This is a genomic window from Paraburkholderia youngii (assembly GCF_013366925.1).
Lineage (GTDB): Bacteria > Pseudomonadota > Gammaproteobacteria > Burkholderiales > Burkholderiaceae > Paraburkholderia > Paraburkholderia youngii.
In genome coordinates this window covers 484,100-509,620 of record NZ_JAALDK010000001.1, presented here as the reverse complement: position 1 = coordinate 509,620, position 25,521 = coordinate 484,100, and the positions used below count along the sequence as shown (strand labels likewise).

The window sequence follows — 25,521 nt, the reverse complement described above, 5'->3', positions numbered from 1 at the left end:
AACACCTGGCACGTTCGCAATGAACGGCTCCGAAAAACCCCGGTAGCTTCACGCTGCCGGGGTTTTCTATTTTCAGTACCGTCCGCGACCAACAACATGACCCGGTAGCACCGCCGGCTGCATGAGCAACTGGCCGGCGGCCACGGCGGGGCCGGCCGACAAGCCGTCGGGCGACTGGACTCTAATCCCAAGCTCGGACGGCAAGCAGCGATGGGCGTACAAGGGCCATCCGCTGCACCACTACGCGGCCGACAAGCAAGCCGGCGATGCAAAGGGACGGCTTCAAGGACACAGCCGGTCCGCAAACTGCGCCACCATTGCACCCGCCACAAAGCACAACGCCGGCCCAAGGACCGGCGTTGCGTCAAACCTCGAAGCTCGGGCGAAGCCCGCGCCGTTCCTTAGTCGTCCTTCGGGCACTGCAGATTGCAGCCGCTCGGATCGCCCATGTCACCGCGCTTGCGCGCTGCCGATCGTTTGCCGTGCTGATACTTGTCCGACGGCGCGGACGCGGCGAACGGCATCTGCGGATGCTCGTTGAGGCGGAATTCATCGTTCAGAATGCCCCCCGGCACGCCAGGCGAGTTTTGCGCGAAAGCGACGGAGACGGTGGCACAGAGCACACCAGCCGCGGCAGCGGCGGCGCATGCGTGGAAAAGAGCTTTCATGTTGGTTCGGCGCGCTTGCCGCGCGGTTAGAGCGGATACGAAGCCAAGAGAGTAGCCGAAACCGGCTTGCCGCGCAGCAGCGCGCGCCGAGCGCCATCGAGTTTCTGATTACGAGCTCTTACGCCGCCGTTAAGCTAGCGCGCCGCCGAGCCCCTCGTCGAGATCGACGAGCCTGCCGCAGTCGCACGGATCGTAGCCGGCGAGCTGCTCGACGCGATGGTGAAACGCGCTGCCGCGCAACAGATTGATCACCGTCGCGAGCGGCGCGCGTGACAGGTGCGCGCGGTCGCACGCGAAGTAATAGTCCTCGTCGACGATCGGAATGAAGTCGAGCCCGAAATGATGCGCAGCGGGCTGCACGCCGAAGCCTATGTCCGCCATGCCGCTCGCGACGAACGCCGCGATCGCGGAGTGCGTCAGCTCGGTCGACGCATAGCCGTTCACGCGGTCCGGGTCCACCCCGATCTGTCGCAGCGCGAGATCGAGCAGCATCCGCGTACCCGAGCCGGGCTGGCGGTTGACGAAACGGATGTCGTCGCGCGCCAGATCGCCGAGCCCACCGATTCCCTTGGGATTGCCCTTGCCGATGAAGAGCCCTTGCTTGCGCCGGGTCAGATGCACGAGCACATGCCGTTGCGGATCGAGCCAGCGCCGGTAGGTATCGGCGCACACCGCGCGAAACTCGCCGAGCGGCAGGTGAAAGCCCGCCAGATCGCACTCGCCGCGCGCGAGCGCGCTGACCGCGTCGGCGCCGTCGCGGTACTTGATCTCGACCGGCAGATCGTTGGCGACTAGTGCAGTCACGAGCGCGGCCACCGCATAACCGTGCGACGCGTGGATGCGCACGTTATCGGTGGGGGGCGCGAGCCAGCGGTTCAGATCGCTCGCCACTTCGCTCGCGAGCGCCTGCAGATTGCCGTCGAGCCGCTCACCGCAGAGCCGCTGCCCATGCAGCACCGCGTGTCCGAGGTCGGACAAAACCGAGCCGCGCCCCCGCTCTTTCGCTATCAGCGGACCGCCAAGCCGCTCCTCGATGCTGCGCAGCAAACCCCACGCGTGCCGGTAGGACAAACCCTTAAGCGCCGCCGCCTGCGCAATGCTGCCAGATTCATCGACAAGCGCGAGTAGCGGCACCACGTCAGACAGGCTGGCCTCGCGGCCGTCCGCACCCTTCACGACCAGCTCGACCTGACATTCGATCCTGACCATATATGTTTGACCGTTTCCTATTGCACGCGCCGGTTAGCCCGCCTATCTTTCGGCTATACCATATCGAATAAGCGAAGCATACGTGCACATATTATGAATAACAAGTGCATATATCGCTTTGGAGGAGCCCCCACTTTGGACGATTCTCTCGCCACGGCGCCGGATCAGCTCGTGCAACGACACGCGCAACCGGGCCGCACGCTCATGACGATCCTGCATGCGATCCAGGACGAACTCGGCTTTGTGCCACCTGCCGCAGTCGGACCGCTCGCCCGCGCGTTGAACCTGTCGCGCGCGGAAGTGCACGGCGTCATCACCTACTACCATCACTTCCGCACCACGCCGGCCGCGCCCGTCACGGTACAGCTGTGCCGCGCCGAAGCATGCCGCAGCATGGGCACCGAGGCGCTCGCCCCGCACATCGAGGCGCACACGGGTTGTCGCTTTGACACCGGTCACCATGACGGCGCGACGGTTGAGCTCGAATCGGTGTACTGCCTCGGCCAATGCGCGCTGTCGCCGGCGATGATGCTGAACGGCACGCTGCACGCACGCGTTACGCCACAGAAATTCGACGCGCTGCTCGCCGCAGCCAGCAAACGCGTGGAGGTGCCGGCATGACGCGCATCTATGTTCCGCGAGATTCGTCGGCGCTCGCGCTCGGCGCCGATGCGCTGGCCGAAGCCATCGCCAGCGAAGCCGCGCGCCGCGGCATGGCGATCGAACTGATCCGCAACGGTTCGCGCGGGTTGCTGTGGCTCGAACCGCTGGTCGAAGTCGCGACGCCCGAAGGCCGTATCGGCTACGCGAATGTCGACGTGGAAGACGTCGCTGCGTTGTTCGACGCGGGCTTCGTCGACGGCGGCGAGCATGCGCGGCGCGTCGGCGTGGTCGACGAGATTCCGTATCTGAAGAAGCAGCAGCGCCTGACCTTCGCGCGGATCGGCATCACCGACCCGCTGTCCATCGACGACTACGTCGCACATGGCGGCCTCGAAGGCCTACGCAACGCGCTGCAAACCGACGGCGATGCCGCGTGCGAAGCGCTGATCCAATCCGGCCTGCGTGGCCGCGGCGGCGCGGCCTTCCCGGCCGGCATCAAGTGGCGCACGGTGCGCGGCGCGAAGGCCGCGCAGAAGTACGTCGTCTGCAATGCCGACGAAGGCGATTCGGGCACCTTCTCCGATCGCCTGGTGATGGAAAGCGATCCGTATGTGCTGATCGAAGGCATGATCATCGCGGGCATCGTAACTGGCGCAACCGTCGGCTACATCTATGTGCGCAGCGAATACCCGCACTCGATCGCGACGCTCGAAGCGGCCATCGCCCGCGCGCGCACAGCCGGCTGGCTCGGCGACAGCGTGCTCTCGAGCGGGCAGCGCTTCGAGCTGTTCGTCGCGAAAGGCGCGGGCTCGTACGTGTGCGGCGAAGAAACCGCGATGCTGGAATCGCTCGAAGGCAAGCGCGGCATCGTCCGCGCGAAGCCGCCGGTGCCCGCCCTCGTCGGTCTCTACGGCCAGCCCACCGTGATCAACAACGTGATCACGCTCGCCACGGTGCCGATCATCTTCGCGCGCGGCGCGGCGTTCTATAAGGACTTCGGCATGGGCCGCTCGCGCGGCACATTGCCGTTCCAACTGGCCGGCAACATCAAGCGAGGCGGCCTCGTCGAACTCGCGTTCGGCGTGACATTGCGCCAACTGCTCGACGACTTCGGCGGCGGCACCGCGAGTGGCCGACCGGCGCGCGCAGTGCAGGTCGGCGGTCCGCTCGGCACATATTTGCCGGAAAGCCAGTGGGACATCCCGATGGACTACGAAGCGTACGCGGCAGTCGGCGCGGTGATCGGCCACGGCGGTCTCGTCGTGCATGATGACACGTCGAACCTGGCCGAGCTCGCGCAATACGCGATGCACTTCTGCGCGCTCGAATCGTGCGGCAAATGCACACCGTGCCGGATCGGCTCGACGCGCGGCGTCGAAGTGATCGAGCGGATTCGTAATGGCGATACCTCGACGCGTCAGGTGCAACTGCTGCGCGATCTGTGCGACACGATGGTGTCCGGTTCGCTGTGCGCGATGGGCGGCATGACGCCGTTCCCGGTGCTGTCCGCGCTCGATCATTTCCCTGAAGACTTCGGTCTCGCCGCCGATCCCACTGCCGACCACGCCAGCAAAGCGGCCGCGGCCTGACACCAGGAGTTCACCATGTCCGACCAGTTCAACTCTCCCGTCCCCCTGGGGGGCGGCTGCGGCTCAGGCAACTGCGCGTGCAAGTCGCAAGCCATGGCACGCGCCGCCAACCCGTTCACCGACGACACCGACTACGGCACCCCCGCGCGCCATTCGGACGTCGACGTGACGCTCGAAATCGACGGCCAGGCGGTGACCGTGCCCGCCGGCACGTCGGTGATGCGCGCGGCGGCCGAAGCCGGCGTCAACGTGCCGAAGCTGTGCGCGACCGATTCTCTCGAACCGTTCGGCTCATGCCGTCTGTGTCTGGTCGAAATCGAAGGACGGCGCGGCTATCCGGCCTCGTGCACGACGCCGGTCGAAGCCGGCATGAAGGTGCGCACGCAGACCGACCGTCTGCAGACGCTGCGTCGCAACGTGATGGAGCTGTACATCTCCGATCATCCGCTCGATTGCCTGACCTGCCCCGCCAACGGCGACTGCGAACTGCAGGACATGGCCGGCGTGACGGGCTTGCGCGAAGTGCGCTACGGCTTCGACGGCGAGAATCACCTGAAGGACAGGAAGGACGAATCGAATCCGTACTTCACGTACGACCCGTCGAAGTGCATCGTCTGCAATCGCTGCGTGCGCGCGTGCGAGGAAACCCAGGGCACGTTCGCGCTGACGATCACCGGACGCGGCTTCGAATCGCGCGTCGCGGCGAGCGAGAACCAGCCGTTCATGGAATCGGAGTGCGTGTCGTGCGGCGCGTGCGTGGCCGCGTGCCCGACCGCGACCTTGCAGGAAAAGACCGTCGTGATGCTCGGCCAGCCCGAGCACTCGGTCGTCACCACTTGCGCGTATTGCGGCGTCGGCTGCTCGTTCAAGGCCGAGATGAAGGGCAATCAGGTCGTGCGGATGGTGCCGCACAAGAACGGCCAGGCCAACGAAGGCCATGCATGCGTGAAGGGCCGCTTCGCGTGGGGCTACGCGACGCACAAGGACCGCATCAAGAAACCGATGATCCGCGCGAAGATCACCGACCCGTGGCGCGAAGTCAGCTGGGACGAAGCGATCTCGTATGCGGCGTCGGAATTCCGCCGCATCCAGGCGAAGCATGGCCGCGATTCGATCGGCGGTATCACGTCGTCGCGCTGCACGAACGAGGAAACCTACCTCGTGCAGAAGCTCGTGCGCGCCGCGTTCGGCAACAACAACGTCGACACCTGCGCGCGAGTCTGCCATTCGCCGACCGGCTACGGCCTGAAGACGACGATCGGCGAATCGGCGGGCACCCAGACGTTCGCCTCGGTCGATAAGGCCGACGTCATCATGGTGATCGGTGCGAATCCCACCGACGGCCACCCGGTGTTCGCCTCGCGCCTGAAGCGCCGCGTCCGCGAGGGTGCGAAGCTGATCGTGGTCGATCCGCGCCGCATCGATATCGTCGATACGCCGCACGTGAAGGCGTCGCATCATCTGCAATTGCGGCCCGGCACCAACGTCGCGATCGTCAACGCGCTCGCGCATGTGATCGTCACCGAAGGCCTGCTCGACGAAGCGTTCATCGCCGAGCGCTGCGAAACACGCGCGTTCGAGCAGTGGCGCGATTTCGTCGCGCTGCCGGAGAACTCGCCGGAAGCGACCGAAGCGGCAACCGGCGTGCCCGCGCAACAGGTGCGCGAAGCCGCGCGCATCTACGCGAGCGCCGGCAATGCGGCGATCTACTACGGCCTCGGTGTCACCGAACACGCGCAAGGCTCGACGATGGTGATCGGCATCGCGAACCTCGCGATGGCGACCGGCAACATCGGCCGCGAAGGTGTCGGCGTGAATCCGCTGCGCGGCCAGAACAACGTGCAGGGCTCGTGCGACATGGGCTCGTTCCCGCACGAGCTGCCCGGCTATCGGCACATCGGCGATCCGCTCGTGCGCACGCAGTTCGAAAACGCCTGGAACGTCACGCTGCAACCGGAACCGGGCCTGCGCATTCCGAACATGTTCGACGCCGCGCTGCACGGCAGCTTCAAGGGCCTGTACTGCCAGGGCGAGGACATCGTGCAGTCGGACCCGAACACGCATCACGTGGCGGCGGCGCTGTCGTCGATGGAATGCATCGTCGTGCAGGACATCTTCCTGAACGAGACCGCCAAGTATGCACACGTGCTGCTGCCCGGCTCGTCGTTCCTCGAAAAGGACGGCACGTTCACCAATGCCGAGCGCCGCATCTCGCGCGTGCGCAAGGTGATGCCGCCGCTCGGCGGGTACGCGGACTGGGAAGTCACGCAGTTGCTGTCGCGCGCGCTCGGCTACGAGATGGACTACACCCATCCATCCGAGATCATGGACGAAATCGCACGGCTCACGCCGACCTTCCACGGCGTGTCGTTCCAGAAGATCGACGAACTGGGCAGCATCCAGTGGCCATGCAACGAGGACGCGCCCGACGGCACGCCGACGATGCACGTCGGTACCTTCGTGCGCGGCAAGGGCAGGTTCGTGATCACGAAATTCATCGCCTCGCCGGAGAAGGTCACGCGCAAGTATCCGCTGCTGCTGACGACCGGGCGCATCCTGTCGCAGTACAACGTCGGCGCGCAGACGCGCCGCACCGACAACTCGCTCTGGCATGACGAAGACCGGCTCGAACTGCATCCGGACGATGCGGAGGAACGCGGTATCAAGACCGGCGACTGGGTCGGCATCGAATCGCGCGCGGGGCAGACCGTGTTGCGCGCGAAGGTGACGGAGCGCATGCAGCCGGGCGTCGTCTATACGACGTTCCACTTCCCCGAATCGGGCGCGAACGTGATCACGACCGACAGTTCCGACTGGGCGACCAACTGCCCCGAATACAAGGTGACCGCGGTGCAGGTGATGCCGGTCGAGCAGCCGTCGCAATGGCAGAAGGACTATTCGCGCTTCAGTAGCGAACAGCTCGATCTGCTGAAACGGCGCGAACAGGCCGATTCGGCCGCGGCCGTTACCGCGGGCAAGTGAGGCGAACCATGGACAATCGGAATCTGATCGACATGGCGAACCGGATCGGCGACTTCTTCGAGTCGATGCCCGACCACGAGGAAGCGCTGACCGGCGTCGCCGAACACATTCGCCGCTTCTGGGAGCCGCGCATGCGTCGCGCGCTGCTCGCAACGCTCGACGAAGCGCCGGACACTTATGACATCGCTCTGACGAACTTCACGCGCGAGGCGATCGTCAGGTATCGCGAGAAGTTGACGCCGGCCCAGGCTCAGGCTTAGGCCATTTCTTTAGTCAGCAAGGCGCGGCGGCAAGATTCGCCGCCGCGCAACGGGCAATCCTGATCACAACGTCGCCTGCTCCGCTATCTCTCCGCCCACCGCAAACCACGCCTCGCAGTGCCGTACGAGACCGTGCAGGTCCGAGCCGGTGCGTCCGCGCGCGCTGATATAGCCGTCGGGCCGCACCAGATAAAACGACGGCCGCGTACGCCCATACGATTCGGAAAGCGCCGGGCCGCCATCACCGGTCGTATCGGTGACGCGCCAGATCCGCACCGCGTTCGGCAGCAGCCGCTCGACCTCAGCGGCGAGCTTTTCCACCTCCGGGTCCGGCGGCGCCGCATGCTTCGCGGCCGGATCGAGCGGCGTGCCATCGACGGGCAGCGGCGGCACCAGCAGAAACAGCGAGAAGAACGCCGGATTGTGCAGATCGAAAATGCAGCCGACGCCGGGCGCGCGCCCGAGCGGACCGTCGACGACATGCACCAGCGCATCCGGCGCGCGCTCGCCCGCGCGCGGGCCGCCGTCGAGCACGCGCTCGAGCGTCAGTGGACTGCGCCGGTACTGGATCGACAGCTCGCTGATGGTCGCGCGCGCGGCATCGCGCAGCGGCCCGAGCGCGGCCAGCACCGGCATCACGCGCTCGCGCAGCAGCTTCAGCGGACCGTGATCGGCCTCGGCCATCTGCGTGATGAAGCCGGTCTGCCGCAGCACCTCGCGCTCGATCGGATGCCGTTCGGCGTGGTACGTGTCGAGCAGGCGATCCGGCGCCGCGCCGCCGATCACGCGCGCGAGCTTCCAGCCGAGATTGAGCGCTTCCTGGATGCCGGTGTTCATGCCTTGCGCGCCGGCGGGGCTGTGCACGTGTGCGGCGTCACCGGCGAGGAAGATGCGGCCCACGCGCAGCCGATCGACCATCCGGCTATTCACGTGGAAATACGCCGACCACGCGAGATCCGACACGTCGACACGCTCGCGCACGCGTCGCGCGATCAGCGCCTTGCATTGTTCGAGCGACGGCGCCGGAGCCTCGTCCAGCGGAGGCTCGCCGAGCACCGCGGGGGTCGGCGCCGCGGCGCTGCCGGACGGCTCGACCGCGTGATCGGCGATCAAACGATGGCGGCCGTGGCCCATCGGAAACAGCGCGACGAGACCGTCGCCCGACGCGAAGATATGGAACTCGTCGTCGGGCCAGTCGGTTTCCGCGTGCAGGTCGGCGAGCAGGAAGGTCTGCTCGAAGGTCTTGCCCTCGAAGTTCAGGCCGAGGCGATGGCGAATCGAGCTATGCGCGCCGTCGGCGGCGATCATGTATGACGGGCGCATGCCTTCCGTACGGCCGTCCGCGCGGCGCAGGGTCGCCTGAATGCTCGCGGAACCTTGCATGAACGCCATCAGTTCGACGCCGCGCTCGACCTTCACGCCGAGCGTCGTCAGATGCTCGGTCAGGAGCCGTTCGGTCACCGACTGGTCGAGAAACAGCAGATAGGGATAGCGCGTGTGCAGCGGGTCGAAATCGAGCTGCGCAAGCCGCATGCCGTTCGAAAACAGATTCGCGACGCGCGCGCGATGGCCGAGTTCGAGAAACGGCTCGATCAGCCGATGCTGCTCGAGCAGCTCGAGCGTGCGTGCCTGAATGCCGATCGCGCGCGAGTAAGGGTTCGGCTGCGGCGCCTTGTCGATCAAACGCACGGGGATGTGAGCACGCGCGAGACTCATCGCTGCGGCAAGTCCAGTGGGACCGGCCCCGACGATCAGCACCGGCGACGCGTCGTAGGCGGCAGCGTCCATGCGGAACTCCGGAGGCAACAATGCGTTCTAGTGTACGCCGCCGCCCTCGCGCACACCGGTGCGCTGCATCAATCGCGCAGAAGGGACGCCGCGGCGCTGTAGAGGCGCCTGCGAGCCGCGCAAATCCGGGCCCCTTGCGCAAGTATGGGAAAATGCGGCCCAGTCTGATTGATCCGAATGCCCTCCCCGTCATGCAACCTGTATTTGACCGCGCGTTCGCGGCGCATCGTGACGGCCGCCTCGACGACGCCGAACGCGGCTACCGCGCCACGCTCGACCACGACCCCAGCCATGTCGATGCGCTGCATCTGCTCGGCGTGCTGCGCCACCAGCAGGGCCAGCACGCCGAAGCCGCGGCGCTCGTGCGGCGCGCGGTCGACCTGCGCCCCGAAGATGCGGCGCTGCAGCTGAACCTCGGCAATGCTCTGAAGGCGCTCGGCCAGATCGACGCCGCGATCGAGCAGTTCCGCAATGCGCTGACGCTCGCGCCGACGTTCCCGATGGCGCACTACAACCTCGGCAACGCATACGCGTCGCTGGGCCGTCACGAAGACGCCGCCGATGCGTTCGAACGCTCGCTGCGCCTGCAGCCGGATGACGCGTCGTCGCACAACAATCTCGGCAATGCGCTGCACGCGCTCGGCCGTCACGCGGACGCGATCGCGTCGTTCCGGCGCGCGCTCGAACTGCGCCCCGGTCACGCGGGCGCGCTGAACAACATGGGCATGTCGCTGAACGCGCTCGATCGGCCGAACGAAGCGGTGCCCTGCTTCGAGGCCGCGCTCGCCGCCGAACCGCGCTTCGTCGCCGCGCACTTCAACCTCGCGAACACGTTCGATGCGACCGGCCGACATGCGCAGGCAGTCGCGTCATTCGAAGCGGCGCTGCGGCTGCAGCCGAACCTGCCGCCCGCGATCTATGGCATGGGCAACGCGCTCGCGGCGCTCGGCCGGGCCGAGCAGGCCTTGCCGTATCTGGAGCGCGCGGTCGGACTCGACCCGCAATTCGCACTCGCGTGGCTCGCGCTCGGCACCGCGCACCAGGCGCTCGGCGCGCACGCGGCCGCGGTGCGCGCGCTCGATCAGGCGCTGCGGCTGCGCCCCGACCTCGCGTCCGCGCATATGAACCGAGCGCTCGCGTGGCTTGCGATGCGCGACTTCGAGCGCGGTCTGCCCGAATACGAATGGCGCCTGCAAACCGTCGTGCAACCGGCGATCCAGACGCTGCCGCGCTGGCACGGCGAGTCAATCGACGAGTACACGCTACTGATCCATGCCGAACAGGGTTTCGGCGACACGCTGCAATTCGTGCGCTTCGTGCCGCTCGCCACGCAACGCGCCGCGCGCGTCGTGCTCGAAGTGCAGCCGCAGCTGGTGCCGCTGCTCGCGCCCGTCGCGCAGGCGTGGCGCGTCTCGCTGATCGCGCAAGGTCAGCCGCGCCCCGCCGCCGATCTGCAGATTCCGCTGCTGAGCCTGCCGCTCGCGCTCGGCACGCGCTACGACACGATCGAAGCACGCACGCCCTATCTGAGCGTGCCGCCGGCCTATCGCCGCAAATGGCGCGGCTCGCTCGGCGGTCAGGCGAAGCGCAAGATCGGGCTCGCGTGGTCGGGGCGCATCCAGCGCAACGAAACCCGCACGATGCCGCTCGCCGCGCTGGAGCCGCTGTTCGCCCTCGACGGCATCGACTGGATCGTGCTGCAGCCCGATCTGTCCGACGACGAACGCGCGGCGCTCGACGCACATCCGCGCGCGGCCGCGATCCATCGCTTCGACCAGCGCATCGGCGACTTCGCGGATACCGCGGCGATCGTCGAGCGGCTCGACGCGGTGGTGTCGATCGACACCTCGATCGCGCACCTTGCCGGTGCGCTGCGCAAGCCGCTGTGGCTGATGCTGCCGTTCGCCGCCGACTGGCGCTGGTTCGACGGCGACACGCGCAGCCCGTGGTATCCGGGCGCGACGCTGGTGCGTCAGCCGCGGCCGGGCGCGTGGGATGAAGTCGTCGAAGCGGTCGCCAACGAATTGCGCCACGGGTAGCGACGGACCACGCTCCGCCAACAAGCAAAAACCCCGCTTGCGCGGGGTTTTTGCTTTCAGAACATCGGGCGAACCCGTCAGGCCGCCCGATACTGATTGCGCGCCTCCGGCGTGCGATACAGGAACAGCGTCGCGAGCAGACCGCAGATCGCCGCCACGCCGAGAACCAGACCCGGCGCCGCCTTGTTGTTGGTCACGTGGATCAGCAGCGTGGCGATGGCCGGCGTGAAGCCGCCGATCGTGGTCGCGAGACTGTACGCGAGCGAGAAGCCGGCGGTCCGCACTTCGACCGGCATCACTTCGGTCAGCGCGACGACCATCGCGCCGTTGTAGCAGCCATACAGGAACGACAGCCACAGCTGCACGGCGAGAAGACGCGCGAACGACGGCTCCGCGACGAGCCATTGCAGCGCCGGATACGCGGTGAGGATCGTCAGGATCGTGAACGCGAGCAGCACCGGACGGCGGCCGATGCGATCCGACAACGCGCCCGACACCGGCAGCCAGATCAGGTTCGAGATACCGACGCAGACGGTGACGACCAGCGCGTCGATCGCCGTCAGCTTCAGCACCTCCTTGCCAAAGGTCGGCGTATAAGCCGTGATCATGTAAAACGACACGGTCGTCATGACGACCATGCCCATGCCGCCCAGCACTACGGGATAGTTCGCGGCCATCGACTTCAGGATCTCGCCCATGCCCGGACGATGCTTGCGAGCCGTGAACTCCTCGGTCTCCTGCAGCGAGCGGCGGATGATGAACAGGAACGGCACGATCAGACAGCCGATCAGGAACGGCACGCGCCAGCCCCACGCGAACATCTGATCGGCGGGAAGAATCTTGTTGAGCCCCACGCCGATCAGCGCGGCGAATACCACCGCGACCTGCTGGCTGCCCGACTGCCACGAGCAATAGAAGCCCTTGTTGCCCTTCGTCGCGATCTCCGACAGATACACCGACACGCCGCCGAGCTCGGCGCCGGCCGAGAAACCTTGCAGCAGCCGGCCGAGCAGCACGAGCACGGGCGCCACGAGCCCGATGGTCGCGTAGCCCGGTATCGTCGCGACCGTCAGCGTGCCGAGCGCCATCAGGCTCAGCGTGAGGATCAGGCCTTTGCGACGGCCGTGATGGTCGATGTAGGCGCCGAGCACGATCGCACCGAGCGGACGCATCAGGAACCCCGCGCCGAACACGGACAGCGACAGCATCAGCGACGCGAAATCGCTGCCGCTCGGGAAATAGGTCTTGGCGATCGCGGAAGCGTAATAGCCGTAGACCATGAAGTCGTACATCTCAAGAAAGTTGCCGCTGACGACGCGGAACACTGTCTTGACCTTGGATTCTTTGGTATTGGAAGCGGCGTGGGTCGCGGTAGACATGACACTCTCGGAGAGGCCCGCCGCCCAGTCGGACGGATCGACGCGGACGGTGACGAGCGGGCAGTTGGAACGATCCACCGCGATTGGCAAGCGGATCACACAGGCGGACACGCGGTTATCGATTAGGGAAGCGCGCCCGGGGACGCCGCATCCTGCTGTCCACGGCGTTCATCCAGGATCAGGGTAAACGCTGAGCTTGATGCGGGGCCGATGCCACGTAATGTTACTGCTGATAAGGTCGCCGCGAAACGCATACAGTTTGCTTACGCGCGACACCTGCGGGCGGCGGTAGACTGCCCGCGCAAGCCATTCAGTTGATTACTCCGATGCAAACCACCCCTGCTCTCTCCCTGCGCCCCGCCACGCTCGAGGACGCCGCGCTGATCGCGTCGATCCACAGCGCCAGCTGGCAGGCGACCTATCGCGGTCTGTTGCCCGACGCGTTCCTCGACGGCGAAGTCACGCGCGAACGCGCCGCCTATTGGGAAGCGCGTCTCGGCGCGCCGGGCGGCGAGCGCCGCATCGTGCTGATCGCCGAATTGGCCGGCGAGCCGATCGGCTTCGTGTGTGTCGAGCGACAGCCCGAGTCCGCATGGGGCGTGCTGCTCGACAACCTGCATGCGCTGCCCGGTTATCAGGGCATCGGCGTCGGTAAAACACTGATGCACGCAGCCGTTGACTGGACCCGCGCCCAAGGCGAGGCACAGCTGTATCTGTACGTGCTCGAGGGCAATACGGCGGCGATTGGCTTTTACGAGCGGCACGGCTGGCAGTTGGTCGGCGCGGAGCCCGACCATATGGGCGGCGTCGATATCACCGCGCTGCGCTACGTGTACCGGTTGAAGCCCTGAGGATCGCAGTTGGGCTGCGCGAAGCGAACACCCGTGATGTCCCCGTTTTCGGAGTCATCCGAAGGGTGGACAAGGTAGTTTCGAGGCACGATATTCTGTCGCCGATGGCTTCATCGGTCCCCTACAGATTCCGTCCCTGCCTCGCCGGTCGTCCTGTCACGAGACACCGGAAGAAACCGATGACCAGCACGCCGCTCACCTTGATCGAAGGCGCATTCGCCCTTCCCCCTCTCCGTCCGCTCAATCAACTTTCCGAACGGTTCGGCCGCGATTGGGCATTGCTGCCCGACGCTCAGTGCTGGCGAGCCGGATTCGATTCGCTGTATGCCGCGCTGCTGCGCACCGTCTGCATCAGGGATCAGCCGTTGCTGTCGTATGGGCAGTGGGTGTCGATCGAGGGCGCGCTGAGCGACGTGAAGCGTCCGGCCGAGGCTCCGGTCGCGGACGCCACGCAGCATGCCGCGGAAGCGGCGCATACCGCGACGGTGACGCGTCCCGCCATGCAACGGAAGGTGCCTCAGGGTCCAATGCGTATCGCGCTCAAGGCCCGCTCGCCGCGAATCGCGCAACGGCGCTCAGTTTGGAATCGACGTACGGTCGCGGCGAGTGCCGGGGTAGTCGGCTGCGTCGCGGCGCTAGTGTGGTGGATCGTCGATCAGCCTCTGGCGCCGCGGCAGATGGCCTCCGAGATGCTGAAGTCGGCGCAGGCTTTGATGCCGCATCGCGATGCGCCGGTGATTGCCGAGGCCGTCACACCGGCCGCTGTGCTTCCGCCATTACCTGTCGACGTGGCCGCCGCTGCACCCGCGCCCATAGCGGCTTTGCCTCAGCGCAACACCACGCGAAATCCGCGCACGCCGCGTGATGCGATTCACTCCGCGCCTGCGAGTCGTGCGCTTCGCGCGCAAACGCGTCCGCTTTCGGTAAATCGCCATGCCGCGAACGAGTCGTCGCATGAAGCGCGCGTTCGAACCCGGGTCGGCGATCACGAATACGCCGATGTGACGACCTTCGCGATGATGTCTTCACGCGACGCCGCGCCGCTGCCGCGCTCCACCGTGTCGAACGATCGGCCGGCGGACAGCTCCGAGTGGATGAATCACATATCGCAGCGACGCGTCACCGAAATCCCGGAACAATTCGCGCAATGATCGCCGCCAGCCACATAGCGTGGCAGTGCGTCAAATGGGTGGGACGGCCCCGTCGGGCCGACGCGAACCCGCCCTGCTCAAAACCGGGTCTCCCGCGCGACCCGCAGGAACGTATCGAGCAACGGCGTGCAATCGAGTAGCTCCGGCCCGCCCGCGCGATGAAACTCCGGATGCCACTGCACGCCCATCACGAACGGCGCCCGCCGATAGCGCACGGCCTCGATGATGCCGTCCGACGCCGACACCGCCTCGATATTCAGATCGCGGCCCAGCGTCTTCACCGCCTGATGGTGGATCGAGTTGACGATCGCGTCGCGTCGTCCGGGGAACATGTTCAGCAGCGTCGAACCATCGGGAAAATGCACGCCGTGCCGGTGCTGATCGTAGTTCTCGTTGACGTGGGCGTTCGCGGTAGGCACATCGGTCGCGATGTCCTGATACAGCGTGCCGCCGAACGCGACGTTGATCAGCTGGCAGCCGCGGCACACGCCGAGCACCGGCTTGCCCGATTCGACGAACTCGTGCAGCAGTTCGAGCTCGTACATGTCGCGCACGCGGTCACCGGGCCATTCGTGGCTGCTCGCCGTTTCCGCGTAGGTCTGCGGCGACACGTCGGCGCCGCCTTGCAGCAGCAGGCCGTCGAGATGCTTCGCATAGTCGCGCAAACGGATGTTGCTCGGGTGCAGCATGCCCTGATGACCGACGGTCGGGATCATGAATACCAGCACGTCGCGCGACATCACCCAGTGCGCGATCGACTCTTCCAGATACTGCAGCGTCTTGCCGCGCAAGCCCTTCGCGCCCGGTTCCGGGTGGAAGATGCGCGCCGACACGCCGATGCGCAGCGTGCGCTGCGTGATCCGCTGTCCCGCGCGGTCGAACAGCTGCCGCGCGCGCGCCGCGACGATACGGCCGAACACGCTCCACGCCGAATCGCTCTGCTTCAGATAACGCGGCGGCGACGGCGGAAGCGCGTTGGGCGGAGGCGGATTGGTGGCGCTGAAATCGGGTGCCGCGCCGAATCCGGGCGGCGGCGAGCCGGGCGCGCGCGCCGCGCGCGCGGCGGTTTCCTCGGTGGCGATCTCGCCGTCGGTGGCGACGTCCGCGGCGCTGAGGCCGCCACCCACTAGAGGCTGGCCGGCGGCCGCCGTCGGTTTGACGGCTGGCTCGGGTTTCACCGTGGTCGCGCCGCCGGGGCGCGTACCGGCGCGCCGCGCTTCGCGCTCGTGCACCGCGGCTTCCTGGCGCGCGGTCGATTCGGCGGCGGCGCTGCGTGCCTCCACCGCGTCGCGCAACCGCGCCGCGCGCGGATCTTCGCGAGTGACTGACGATGCGCTGATCGGATCGTCGGTCGACGATCGCGCGGTCGCCTCCTCGGTGGCCGGGCTCGTGTCTTTGGCGGCCGACTGGGTGGCATCTTCATGCGACGGAGGAAGCGAGGGCGCCGGTGCGGCCGGCGTGCCGCTCGGCGCGGGCGAGCTCGGCGGTGGGCTGCCGGTCGTGCCGGCGTTTTCGGGTTTGTCGCTCATGACTGTCGGACGGGCGCCTTCCGCGCGAACGAATGAATATGCCCTGATTATCCGTCAGTGCAGCAGGCCCGGCAAACCCGCAAACAATTACTCACATTGTTGCGAAGCTTTACACAAACCCTCTGAATCAAGGGTCTGGCCGCTCGTCGAAAGTCTCCCGCAACGCGATCTGCATCGACGCGTGAATCTTCACGCACCATCGCCACACGAGCGTGAGCAGCAGCGCGGCGCACGCGAGCACTGCGACGAGCAGGCCCGTCGGCGGCAGGATGCTGCCCGACAGCGCCGCCACCAGCAGAAACACGCCGATCATCGACACGATCGGCACGAGGTCGGCGATCGCGTGACGCAGCGCGCTGGTGAAGCGCCCGGCAGCGGTCGGCAGCACGCTGACTTCGGCGAGCAGCAGCGCGAGCGACTTGGTCTTGCGATACACGGCCACGAGGAACGGCAGCGACACCACCAGCGCGACACTCCACTGCACGACGCGTTGCAATGGCTCCTCGTCGAGCCAGTGCGCGAGCAGCCGGCCGCTATGCGGCGCGCTATATGACACGACCAGGAAAATCGCCGCGACGAGCGCGAGATTCACACCGATCTGCACGACGATGCGCCGCGTCATGCTGATCAGCGTCGGCTCGCCGCGCGCCGCGACCAAACTGCGCAGCCATTGCCCGTACATGCCGAACGCGTTGGATAACGTGGCGGGCATCGCATTCGCGATGCGGCGCGTCAGCGGATCGGCGACGCGGATCAGATAGGGTGTCGTCAGCGTGGTCAACGCCGACACGGCGACCGCGATCGGATACAGAAACCCGCTCGTCACCTTCAACGTCAAACCGAGCGTCGCGATGATGAACGAGAACTCGCCGATCTGCGACACGGTCATGCCGACGCGCATCGACGTGCGCCCGTCCTGCCCCGACAGAAACGCGCCGAGCCCGCACGACACGATCTTGCCGACGATCACCGCGAGCGTGATCACGGCGATCGGCCATCCGTAGTCGAGTATCACGGCCGGGTTCAGCATCAGTCCGATCGTCACGAAGAAGATCGCGGAAAACGCGTCGCGCAGCGGCGCGATCAGATGCTCGATCCGATGCAGATGGCGCGACTCGGCCATGATCGCGCCGATCAGAAACGCGCCGAGCGCGATGCTGTAATCGAGCTTGACGACCAGCAGACAGAAGCCGAAGCAGAAGCCGAGCACGGACACGAGCATCATCTCGTTGCTGCCGGTGCGCGCGACGTAGTTCAGCGCGCGCGGCACGAGCAGCACGCCGACCAGCAGCGACACCGTCATGAACAGCAGCAGCTTGCCGAGCGTGACGGCCGCGAGCCCGGCCGACAACTGCCCGGTCTGCGCGATGCCGGTCAGCAGCACGAGCATCGCGATGCCCAGAATGTCTTCGACGATCAGGATGCCGAACACGAGCTGCGCGAAGCTTTCGCGTTTGAGTCCGAGGTCGGACAGCGCCTTCACGATGATCGTGGTCGACGAGATCGCGAGGATCGCGCCGAGGAACAGCGAATCCATCGGGCTCCAGCCGAACGCATTGCCGATCGCGTAGCCGATCCACAGCATCAGCACGATCTCGGACAGCGCGGCGACGATCGCCGTCGCGCCGACCTTGAACAGCTTGCGCAGGCTGAATTCGAGGCCCAGCGAAAACATCAGGAACACGACGCCCAGCTCGCCGAGCGTCTGAATCGTCTGTTCGTCGTGGATCAGCTGGAACGGCGGCGTGTACGGTCCGATGATCACGCCGGCCACGATATAGCCGAGCACCACCGGCTGCTTCAGGCGATGGAACAGCACGGTGACGACGCCCGCCAGCGCCATCACGACGGCCAGATCCTGGATGAAGCCAATGCCATGGTGCATGAGCGTTTTCCTTACAAACGGTAATCTCGGAAGGCGCAGTGTAACAAACGGGCCGGCGATGTTTTTGGCGAATTCGCGCGCCGCGCCGCGCCGGCCCTGGCAGGCCGCTCGGCCGCAAAACCTTGCTCTACAATGCGGACGGACCTTTCCGTTGGCTCGACACCGCCCCGCTCATGCGCCCGAGCCGCGCTCAACCGGATCTCTACCGACATCATGGCCACTGACTTCGCTCCGTTCCCGCCGCTTGCCCAGCTTGCCGCCGATCTCGCCGCCGGCCGCACCACCAGCCGCGCGCTCGTCGAAACCGCGCTCGACCGGATCGCCGACCCCGCCGGCCAGGGCGCCGCCGTCTTCATGCACGTCGACGCCGATGCCGCGCGCGCCGCCGCCGACGCGCACGACCGCCTGCGCGCGGCCGGCACCGTGCTGTCGCCGCTCGCCGGGATTCCGGTGTCGGTCAAGGACCTGTTCGACATCGAAGGCCAGCCGACCCGCGCGGGCTCCGTCGTGCTCGCCGATGCGCCAGCCGCGAAAGCCGACGCGGTCGCGGTCGCGCGGCTGAAGCGGGCCGGCGCCGTGATCGTCGGGCGCACCAACATGAGCGAGTTCGCGTTTTCCGGGCTCGGCCTGAATCCGCACTACGGCCATCCGTTGTCGCCGTACCGGCGCGGCGTGAAGGGCGACGAGCGGGTTTCGGGCGGCTCGTCGTCGGGCGCGGCGGCATCGGTCGCCGACGGCATGGCGGCGGTCGCGCTCGCCACCGACACCGGCGGCTCGATCCGCATTCCAGCCGCGTTGTGCGGGCTGACCGGCTTCAAGCCGACCGCCGCGCGCATCCCGAAACAGGGCGGCGTGCCGCTGTCGTCGACGCTCGATTCGTTCGGGCCGATCGGCGTATCGGTCGCCTGCTGCGCGCTGGTCGACCGGATGCTCGCCGGGCTCGAGCCGCGCATCCCGGCCGCGCGGCCGCTCGAAGGCGTGCGTCTCGGCGTGCTGACCAACTTCGTGACCGACGGCGTCGAGCCCGAAGTCGCGCGCGCGATCGACACCGCGCTCAAGCACCTGGAGGCGGCCGGCGCGATCGTCAGCGAGGTGCGCTTTGCGCCGCTCGACCGCCTGCCGGAAATCAACCGCTTCGGCTTTTCGCCGATCGAGGCGTATGCGTGGCATCGCCCGCTGCTCGACAAGCATCGCGAGCAGTACGACCCGCGCGTGCTCGTGCGCATCATGAAAGGACAGCCGGCCACCGCGGTCGACTATCTGGACCTGCTCGCCGAGCGCGCCGCGATGCTCGACGAAGCCGCGCGCACGCTGTGGCAGCGTTTCGATGCGGTCGTCGCGCCCACCGTGCCGGTCGTGCCGCCGCGCCTCGCCGACCTGCTCGACGACGACGACACGTTCGGCCACACTAACGCGCTGATCCTGCGCAACCCGAGCGTGTTCAACTTCCTCGATAGCTGCGCGCTGTCGCTGCCGTGCCATCTGCGCGGCGACGCGCCGGTCGGACTGATGCTGGCGGGCGCGCCGCACGCCGACGACGCGCTGCTCGCAATCGGCCGCGCGGCCGAGGCGGTGTTGAAAGCGATCCGCTAAAGCGCGGCAATCGTCAGGCGAGAAGCGGCGCGAAAGGCGTTCGCGCTAGAATCGCCGGCACCCGCTCTATCGTCTCCAGACCAATCGAAGATCCATGACTAACGACTCCGCGATGCTGCGCCGCGAGCGCACCCTGCTGAATCTGCTCGGCCTGATCTGTCTCGCCCTCGTGGGCGGTGCGCTGTACCTGCAGTTCGGCCTGCGCGAAGACCCGTGTCCGCTGTGCATCATCCAGCGCTATTTCTTTCTGCTGATCGCGATCTTCGCGTTCCTTGGCGCGCGCTTCAAGAACTGGCGCGGCGTGCGCCTGCTCGAAGTGATGGCGGCGCTGTCGGCGCTCGCCGGCATCGCGACCGCCGCGCGCCATGTGTACATCCAGGCGAATCCTGGCTTCAGCTGCGGCTTCGACGAGCTGCAGCCGATCGTTGACAGCCTGCCGCCCGCGCACTGGCTGCCGAGCGTTTTCAAGGTCGCGGGCCTGTGCGAAACCGCATATCCGCCGATTCTCGGGCTGACGCTGCCAATGTGGTCGGGGGTCGCGTTCATCGTCGCGTTTGTCGCGCTGGTGCTGAGCCTGGTGCGCAATCGCCATCGGGTGTCCTGACGACCGATCCGCATTGCCAATGACGCCGGACTTCGTGTCGCCCATGCTTGGGCCACCGGAGTCCGGCGTTTTTTTCTGCGCGATGTCCACCGATCGCGCACCATTGTCGTCGCTCCCTGCCCCGCGCACGCAACTTCTCGCTGCCGCGCGAATCGTACCAGGATCATGATCGCCGCCGCATGAGCTTCATGCGACGCGGGAAATATTTTCGGGCCGGGGTAGTGCTATCTTCGGGTATGGATGGCGATCTACGTGCGCGAGGCCGGCTTTTGCGACCCCATGCGTAACGCGCGCCCGGTCCGCACTGTCTTCCGATCCGCCATGACAACGCAAACCATCCGCTTCTATCACCAGGGGTCCGTCCGCGAGGTCGCGGGCGTTCCGGCGACGCGCACCGTGCTGCAGCACCTGCGCGAGGACTTACGCTGCACCGGCACCAAGGAAGGCTGCGCGGAAGGCGACTGCGGCGCGTGCACGGTCGTGATCGGCGAACTCGACGCGCGCGGCGAGCTCGCGCTGAAGGCGGTCAACGCCTGCATCCAGTTCCTGCCGACGCTCGACGGCCGCGCCCTCTTCACCGTCGAAGACCTGCGCGCCGCGAACGGCGCGCTGCATCCGGTGCAGCAGGCGCTGGTCGACTGTCACGGTTCGCAATGCGGCTTCTGCACACCCGGCTTCGTGATGTCGATGTGGGCGCTCTACGAGAACCAGCCCGCCAGCGCCGGCCTGCCGACCCGCGACGAAATCGACGCCGCGCTGTCCGGCAATCTGTGCCGCTGCACCGGCTACCGGCCGATCATCGATGCCGCGCAGAAGATGTTCGACTACGCGCAGCATCCGCGCGTCGGGCTCGACCGCGATGCGGTCGCGGCCACGCTGCGCACGCTGCAGCGCAAAGACACGTTCGAATACAGCGCCCCCGACACCCGTGGCGCCGCGTTCGGCGCACCCACCTTCCACGCCCCGCTCACGCTCGACGCGTTCGCGACGCTGCGCGCGCAGTATCCGGACGCGCGCATCGTCGCGGGCAGCACCGACGTCGGCTTGTGGGTCACCAAGCAGTTTCGCGATCTCGGCGACCTGCTGTACATCGGTAACGTCGCCGAATTGAAGACGATCGCGCGCGACGCGCAAACGCTGACGATCGGCGCGGCGGCCACGCTCGAAGACGCGTACGCGGCGCTCACCGCCGACTACCCCGAGCTCGCCGAACTATGGACGCGCTTCGCCTCGCTGCCGATCCGCAATGCGGGCACGCTCGGCGGCAACGTCGCGAACGGCTCGCCGATCGGCGATTCGATGCCGGCACTGCTCGCGCTCGGCGCCGAGGTCGAACTGCGCCGCGATCGCACGACCCGCACGCTGCCGCTCGACGCGTTCTACCTCGGCTATCAGAAGACCGCGCTCGCGGCCGGCGAATTCGTCAGCGCGCTGCGCGTGCCGCGCCCGGCAGGCGCGCTGCGGTTTCGCACCTACAAGGTGGCGAAGCGTTACGACCAGGACATCTCGGCGGTGTGCGCGGCGTTTGCGCTGCACGTCGCGCAAGACGGCACGATCCGCGCGGCGCGCGTCGCGTTCGGCGGCATGGCGGCGACACCGAAGCGCGCCGCGCATGCCGAAGCCGCGCTCGACGGCGCGGCGTGGAACGAACAAACCGCCCGTCGCGCGATGGACGCGCTCGCCGCCGACTACCAGCCGCTCACCGACATGCGCGCATCGAGCGCGTATCGGCTGAAGGTCGCGCGCAATCTGCTGTGGCGCTTCTACCTCGAAACGCGCGACGACGCGCCGCTCGCGCTCTGCGATGTCAACGCGTTCGCGTTCGAAGCGGACACAGCCGTCGCGAAGGAGTCGCCGTGATGAACCGGACCGATGCCTTTATCGAACGCGCGGGCGAGCGTGCCGATCAACGCGATGCGACGCCTAACGATGGCATTAGCAGCGCGTCGATCGGCGTGCCGCTGCCGCACGAATCCGCCGCGCTGCACGTGAGCGGCGAAGCGACCTACACCGACGATATCGCCGAGCTGCACGGCACGCTGCACGCGGCGCTCGGCCTATCGCGCCATGCGCATGCGCGGATCGTGTCGATGGATCTCGACGCGGTCAGAAACGCGCCCGGCGTGATCGCGGTGCTGAGCGCCGACGATATTCCCGGCGAAAACAATTGCGGCCCGGTGCTGCACGACGATCCGATTCTCGCCGACGGCGAAGTGCTGTACCTCGGCCAGCCGGTCTTCGCGGTGATCGCCGAAACTCACGAACTCGCCCGCCGCGCGGCCGCGCTCGCGAAAAGCGACGACGTGATCCGCTACGAGCCTCTCGACGCGATCCTCACCGCCGCCGATGCCAAAGCCGCGAAGCAGTTCGTGCTGCCGCCGCTGCATCTGCGGCGCGGCGATCCGGACGCGAAGATCGCCGCCGCGCCGCATCGGCTGGCCGGCACGTTCGAGGTCGGCGGCCAGGAGCAGTTCTATCTCGAAGGCCAGATCGCCTATGCGGTGCCGAAGGAGATGGACGGAATGCTCGTCTACAGTTCGACGCAGCATCCGAGCGAAATGCAGCAGGTGGTCGCGCATATGCTCGACTGGCCCGCGCATAACGTCGTGTGCGAATGCCGGCGCATGGGCGGCGGTTTCGGCGGCAAGGAATCGCAATCGGCGCTATTCGCGTGCGTGGCCGCGCTCGCGGCGCAACGCTTGCGTCGGCCGGTCAAGCTGCGCGCCGATCGCGACGACGACTTCCTGATCACCGGCAAGCGCCACGACGCGGTCTACGAATACGAGGCGGGCTTCGACGATCAGGGCCGCCTGCTCGGCGTGCGCGTCGAAATCGCGCTGCGCGCCGGCTACTCCGCGGATCTGTCGGGCGCGGTCGCGACGCGCGCCGTATGCCACTTCGACAACGCGTACTACCTGCCCGACGTCGATATCGTCGCGCTGTGCTGCAAGACCAATACACAGTCGAACACCGCGTTTCGCGGCTTCGGCGGACCGCAGGGCGCGCTCGTGATGGAGGTGCTGCTCGACGGCATCGCGCGCGAGTTGCGGCTCGATCCGCTCGACGTACGGCTCGCGAATTACTACGGCGTCGGCGAACGCGATACGACGCCATACGGACAACGCGTCGAAGACAACATCATCGCGCCGCTGACGGACGCGCTGCTCGCTTCGAGCGACTACCGCGCGCGGCGCGCGGCGCTCGCCGAATTCAATGCGAAGAGTCCCGTGCTCAAACGCGGCCTCGCGTTTTCGCCGGTCAAGTTCGGCATCTCGTTCAACGTGCCGTTCCTGAATCAGGCCGGTGCGCTCGTGCACGTGTACAAGGACGGCTCCGTGCTCGTCAATCACGGCGGCACCGAGATGGGCCAGGGGCTCAACACGAAGGTCGCGCAGGTGGTCGCGAATCAGTTCGGCTTGCCGCTATCGCGCGTGCGGGTGACGGCGACCGATACATCGAAGATCGCCAACACCTCCGCGACCGCGGCTTCCACCGGCAGCGATCTGAACGGCATGGCAGCCGAAGCCGCCGCGCAGACGATCCGCGCACGGCTCGCCGAAGTCGCGGCGCGCCAGCTCGGCGGCGACGCGAGCGACGTGCAGTTCGCGCGCGGCAGCGTATCGGTGAACGGTGGCGCGCTGCCGTTCGAACAGCTCGTCAACGCCGCGTATCTCGCGCGCGTGCAGTTGTGGTCGGACGGCTTCTACGCGACGCCGAAAGTGCATTGGGATGCGAAGACGCTGACCGGTCATCCGTTCTATTACTTCGCGTATGGCGCGGCGGTGTCGGAGGTCGTCGTCGATACGCTGACCGGCGAGTGGAAGCTCGTGCGCGCGGACGTGTTGCACGACGCGGGCCAATCGATCAATCCGGCGATCGATCTCGGCCAGATCGAAGGCGGCTTCATTCAGGGCATGGGCTGGCTCACCACCGAAGAGCTGTGGTGGAACCGCGACGGCCGCCTGATGACGCACGCGCCGTCGACATACAAGATTCCCGCGGTCAGCGACACGCCCGCCGCGTTCCACGTGCGGCTCTACGACAACAGCAATGCGGAGCCGACCGTGTTCCGCTCGAAGGCCGTAGGCGAGCCGCCGTTGCTGCTGCCGTTCTCGGTGTTTCTAGCGATTCGCGACGCGATCGCAGCCGCGGTGCCGGGCGCACAACATGCTCCGCTGTTGCGCGCGCCCGCGACGCCCGAGGCGATACTCGACGCGCTGGACGCGTTGAGCGCGTCGGACGCGTCGCAGCACGCAGATCCGACCGAAGCCGCCGCGCACCCCGACAGCGCGGACACCCCCACGCCACCCGCCGCGCCGACACCCGACGCGGCCCCGCAAGGAGAATCGCCGGATGCAAGCCTGGCTCACTGACCTGCAACATCTGCTCGCACATGGCGACGCCGCCGTGCTGGTGACGGTCGCGCGCGTCGAAGGTTCGGCGCCGCGCGAAGCAGGCACCAAGATGATCGTCACGCGCGAGGCGGCCAGGCATACGATCGGCGGCGGCCATCTCGAGTGGAAGGCGATCGAGACCGCGCGCCAGGTGCTGCGCGACGGCATGCGCGCGCCGCACATGCGGCGGCTCGAACGCTTCGCGCTGGGGCCGAGCCTCGGGCAGTGCTGCGGCGGCGCCGTGGTCCTCGCATTCGAGCGGCTCGACGTCGGCGATCTCGGCTGGCTCGCGTCGCTCGCCAAGCGCCTCGCGGCGGGGCAATCGACGGTGCGTAGCGTATCATTCGGCCCCGCGCCGGATGCGGTGATGCTGTCCGAGCCCGAGCCCGGCATCGACGGAGCCGACTGTCTGCTGTGGGACGGCGCCGGCTTCGACGACAGCAGCGCGTTGCTGACCGAAACCATCGCGCCGGGCGAATTCGCCGTCGTGCTGTTCGGCGCCGGTCACGTAGGCGCGGCGCTCGTGCGCGTGCTCGCGACGCTGCCCTGCACGGTGCGCTGGGTCGACGAGCGCGACGCGCAGTTTCCGCCGCTCGATACGCTGCATGCGCCGAACGTGACGATCGACGCGAACGACGCACCCGACGAAGCGATCGATCAGGCCGCGCCGAACACGTACTTCATCGTGATGACGCACAACCACGCGCGCGATCTCGACCTCGCCGAGCGCATCCTGCGGCGCGGCGATTTCGCGTTCTTCGGCATGATCGGCTCGCACACCAAGCGCAAGCAGTTCGAGCACCGGCTCGCGGCGCACGGCATCGATCCGGCGCGGATCGCGCGGATGAAGTGTCCGCTCGGCGTCGAGGGCATCGTCGACAAGTCGCCCGAGGTCATCGCGATCTCGGCGGCCGCGCAGGTATTGCAGGCGGTCGAGGCGAACGCGGGCGCGCGCCACGCGACGCAGTCGGTCTGATCCACGAGCCGCATCGCTCAC

General features: G+C 67.1%; 18 protein-coding genes and 1 pseudogene. 13 read left to right on the top strand and 6 right to left on the bottom strand.

Annotation, left to right across the window (positions count from 1 at the left end; translation table 11 throughout):
• Nucleotides 1-121 precede the first annotated feature (121 nt).
• Nucleotides 122-235, top strand: a pseudogene (locus G5S42_RS45665) (hypothetical protein); the annotation flags it as partial.
• A 166-nt stretch (nucleotides 236-401) separates the two neighbouring features.
• On the opposite strand, the gene G5S42_RS02395 reads toward G5S42_RS45665, so the two are convergent.
• Together G5S42_RS02395 and G5S42_RS02390 are read right to left on the bottom strand one after the other, a co-directional pair.
• On the bottom strand, nucleotides 402-668 hold the full coding sequence (locus G5S42_RS02395) for a hypothetical protein (protein ID WP_176105373.1): 267 nt from the start codon (nucleotides 666-668) through the stop codon (nucleotides 402-404).
• A gap of 129 nt (nucleotides 669-797) precedes the next feature.
• Complete coding sequence (locus G5S42_RS02390) at nucleotides 798-1,877, bottom strand: substrate-binding domain-containing protein (RefSeq protein ID WP_176105372.1); 1,080 nt, start codon at nucleotides 1,875-1,877, stop codon at nucleotides 798-800.
• 135 nt (nucleotides 1,878-2,012) lie between these two features.
• Between G5S42_RS02390 and G5S42_RS02385 the strand changes: the two genes are divergently transcribed.
• Genes G5S42_RS02385 through G5S42_RS02370 form a run of 4 tightly spaced genes read left to right on the top strand, consistent with a single transcriptional unit; the run spans nucleotide 2,013 to nucleotide 7,311 of the window.
• Nucleotides 2,013-2,498 carry an NAD(P)H-dependent oxidoreductase subunit E gene (locus G5S42_RS02385; RefSeq protein ID WP_176105371.1) on the top strand — a complete coding sequence of 162 codons (486 nt, stop codon included), beginning with the start codon at nucleotides 2,013-2,015 and terminating at the stop codon, nucleotides 2,496-2,498.
• Nucleotides 2,495-4,069 carry a formate dehydrogenase beta subunit gene (locus G5S42_RS02380; protein WP_176105370.1) on the top strand — a complete coding sequence of 525 codons (1,575 nt, stop codon included), beginning with the start codon at nucleotides 2,495-2,497 and terminating at the stop codon, nucleotides 4,067-4,069. Before G5S42_RS02385 ends, G5S42_RS02380 begins: the two co-directional genes overlap by 4 nt.
• A 15-nt stretch (nucleotides 4,070-4,084) precedes the next feature.
• Nucleotides 4,085-7,051 (top strand): formate dehydrogenase subunit alpha, encoded by a 2,967-nt coding sequence (gene fdhF, locus G5S42_RS02375; RefSeq protein ID WP_176105369.1) that lies wholly within the window; start codon nucleotides 4,085-4,087, stop codon nucleotides 7,049-7,051.
• An 8-nt stretch (nucleotides 7,052-7,059) separates the two neighbouring features.
• A complete protein-coding gene (locus G5S42_RS02370) occupies nucleotides 7,060-7,311 on the top strand; it encodes a formate dehydrogenase subunit delta (RefSeq protein ID WP_176105368.1) in 252 nt (83 codons plus the stop codon).
• Nucleotides 7,312-7,374: 63 nt separating this feature from the next.
• Here the strand turns inward: G5S42_RS02370 and G5S42_RS02365 are convergent, their stop codons facing one another.
• Nucleotides 7,375-9,099 (bottom strand): FAD-dependent monooxygenase, encoded by a 1,725-nt coding sequence (locus G5S42_RS02365; protein WP_176105367.1) that lies wholly within the window; start codon nucleotides 9,097-9,099, stop codon nucleotides 7,375-7,377.
• Nucleotides 9,100-9,290: 191 nt separating this feature from the next.
• Between G5S42_RS02365 and G5S42_RS02360 the strand changes: the two genes are divergently transcribed.
• Nucleotides 9,291-11,138, top strand: a complete 1,848-nt coding sequence (locus tag G5S42_RS02360) for a tetratricopeptide repeat protein (RefSeq protein ID WP_176105366.1) — start codon at nucleotides 9,291-9,293, stop codon at nucleotides 11,136-11,138.
• 77 nt (nucleotides 11,139-11,215) lie between these two features.
• Here the strand turns inward: G5S42_RS02360 and G5S42_RS02355 are convergent, their stop codons facing one another.
• Complete coding sequence (locus G5S42_RS02355) at nucleotides 11,216-12,517, bottom strand: MFS transporter (RefSeq protein WP_176105365.1); 1,302 nt, start codon at nucleotides 12,515-12,517, stop codon at nucleotides 11,216-11,218.
• A 326-nt stretch (nucleotides 12,518-12,843) separates the two neighbouring features.
• On the opposite strand from G5S42_RS02355, the gene G5S42_RS02350 reads away from it, so the two are divergent.
• Together G5S42_RS02350 and G5S42_RS02345 are read left to right on the top strand one after the other, a co-directional pair.
• A complete protein-coding gene (locus G5S42_RS02350; protein ID WP_176105364.1) occupies nucleotides 12,844-13,368 on the top strand; it encodes a GNAT family N-acetyltransferase in 525 nt (174 codons plus the stop codon).
• A gap of 179 nt (nucleotides 13,369-13,547) precedes the next feature.
• Complete coding sequence (locus tag G5S42_RS02345) at nucleotides 13,548-14,519, top strand: hypothetical protein (protein WP_176105363.1); 972 nt, start codon at nucleotides 13,548-13,550, stop codon at nucleotides 14,517-14,519.
• Between the two features lie 77 nt (nucleotides 14,520-14,596).
• Here the strand turns inward: G5S42_RS02345 and G5S42_RS02340 are convergent, their stop codons facing one another.
• Both G5S42_RS02340 and G5S42_RS02335 read right to left on the bottom strand, forming a co-directional pair.
• Nucleotides 14,597-16,048, bottom strand: coding sequence for a gamma-glutamyl-gamma-aminobutyrate hydrolase family protein (locus tag G5S42_RS02340; RefSeq protein ID WP_176105362.1), 1,452 nt, complete (start codon nucleotides 16,046-16,048; stop codon nucleotides 14,597-14,599).
• Between the two features lie 127 nt (nucleotides 16,049-16,175).
• Nucleotides 16,176-17,933: a cation:proton antiporter gene (locus tag G5S42_RS02335; protein WP_176105361.1), complete on the bottom strand. Its 1,758-nt coding sequence runs from the start codon at nucleotides 17,931-17,933 to the stop codon at nucleotides 16,176-16,178.
• A 213-nt stretch (nucleotides 17,934-18,146) separates the two neighbouring features.
• Here G5S42_RS02335 and G5S42_RS02330 point away from each other — a divergent pair, with 213 nt between their 5' ends.
• The 5 genes from G5S42_RS02330 (at nucleotide 18,147) to xdhC (ending at nucleotide 25,500) form a co-directional block, all read left to right on the top strand.
• Nucleotides 18,147-19,526 (top strand): amidase, encoded by a 1,380-nt coding sequence (locus G5S42_RS02330; RefSeq protein WP_176105360.1) that lies wholly within the window; start codon nucleotides 18,147-18,149, stop codon nucleotides 19,524-19,526.
• Between the two features lie 94 nt (nucleotides 19,527-19,620).
• The gene (locus tag G5S42_RS02325; protein WP_176105359.1) at nucleotides 19,621-20,130 is read left to right on the top strand and encodes a disulfide bond formation protein B; all 510 of its coding nucleotides are present in this window, start codon (nucleotides 19,621-19,623) and stop codon (nucleotides 20,128-20,130) included.
• A gap of 321 nt (nucleotides 20,131-20,451) precedes the next feature.
• Nucleotides 20,452-21,990 (top strand): xanthine dehydrogenase small subunit, encoded by a 1,539-nt coding sequence (xdhA, locus tag G5S42_RS02320; protein WP_176105358.1) that lies wholly within the window; start codon nucleotides 20,452-20,454, stop codon nucleotides 21,988-21,990.
• Complete coding sequence (gene xdhB, locus G5S42_RS02315; RefSeq protein WP_176105357.1) at nucleotides 21,990-24,503, top strand: xanthine dehydrogenase molybdopterin binding subunit; 2,514 nt, start codon at nucleotides 21,990-21,992, stop codon at nucleotides 24,501-24,503. Before xdhA ends, xdhB begins: the two co-directional genes overlap by 1 nt.
• Nucleotides 24,484-25,500 (top strand): xanthine dehydrogenase accessory protein XdhC, encoded by a 1,017-nt coding sequence (gene xdhC, locus G5S42_RS02310; protein ID WP_176105356.1) that lies wholly within the window; start codon nucleotides 24,484-24,486, stop codon nucleotides 25,498-25,500. Before xdhB ends, xdhC begins: the two co-directional genes overlap by 20 nt.
• Nucleotides 25,501-25,521 lie beyond the last annotated feature (21 nt).

Excerpts from the sequence above, each read along its gene's own strand:
- G5S42_RS02395 (WP_176105373.1), bottom strand. The coding sequence starts at position 668 with ATGAAAGCTCTTTTCCACGCATGCGCCGCCGCTGCCGCGGCTGGTGTG.
- G5S42_RS02390 (WP_176105372.1), bottom strand. The coding sequence starts at position 1,877 with ATGGTCAGGATCGAATGTCAGGTCGAGCTGGTCGTGAAGGGTGCGGAC.
- G5S42_RS02380 (WP_176105370.1), top strand. The coding sequence starts at position 2,495 with ATGACGCGCATCTATGTTCCGCGAGATTCGTCGGCGCTCGCGCTCGGC.
- fdhF (WP_176105369.1), top strand. The coding sequence starts at position 4,085 with ATGTCCGACCAGTTCAACTCTCCCGTCCCCCTGGGGGGCGGCTGCGGC.
- G5S42_RS02370 (WP_176105368.1), top strand. The coding sequence starts at position 7,060 with ATGGACAATCGGAATCTGATCGACATGGCGAACCGGATCGGCGACTTC.
- G5S42_RS02365 (WP_176105367.1), bottom strand. The coding sequence starts at position 9,099 with ATGGACGCTGCCGCCTACGACGCGTCGCCGGTGCTGATCGTCGGGGCC.
- G5S42_RS02360 (WP_176105366.1), top strand. The coding sequence starts at position 9,291 with ATGCAACCTGTATTTGACCGCGCGTTCGCGGCGCATCGTGACGGCCGC.
- G5S42_RS02355 (WP_176105365.1), bottom strand. The coding sequence starts at position 12,517 with ATGTCTACCGCGACCCACGCCGCTTCCAATACCAAAGAATCCAAGGTC.
- G5S42_RS02350 (WP_176105364.1), top strand. The coding sequence starts at position 12,844 with ATGCAAACCACCCCTGCTCTCTCCCTGCGCCCCGCCACGCTCGAGGAC.
- G5S42_RS02345 (WP_176105363.1), top strand. The coding sequence starts at position 13,548 with ATGACCAGCACGCCGCTCACCTTGATCGAAGGCGCATTCGCCCTTCCC.
- G5S42_RS02340 (WP_176105362.1), bottom strand. The coding sequence starts at position 16,048 with ATGAGCGACAAACCCGAAAACGCCGGCACGACCGGCAGCCCACCGCCG.
- G5S42_RS02335 (WP_176105361.1), bottom strand. The coding sequence starts at position 17,933 with ATGCACCATGGCATTGGCTTCATCCAGGATCTGGCCGTCGTGATGGCG.
- G5S42_RS02330 (WP_176105360.1), top strand. The coding sequence starts at position 18,147 with ATGGCCACTGACTTCGCTCCGTTCCCGCCGCTTGCCCAGCTTGCCGCC.
- G5S42_RS02325 (WP_176105359.1), top strand. The coding sequence starts at position 19,621 with ATGACTAACGACTCCGCGATGCTGCGCCGCGAGCGCACCCTGCTGAAT.
- xdhA (WP_176105358.1), top strand. The coding sequence starts at position 20,452 with ATGACAACGCAAACCATCCGCTTCTATCACCAGGGGTCCGTCCGCGAG.
- xdhB (WP_176105357.1), top strand. The coding sequence starts at position 21,990 with ATGAACCGGACCGATGCCTTTATCGAACGCGCGGGCGAGCGTGCCGAT.
- xdhC (WP_176105356.1), top strand. The coding sequence starts at position 24,484 with ATGCAAGCCTGGCTCACTGACCTGCAACATCTGCTCGCACATGGCGAC.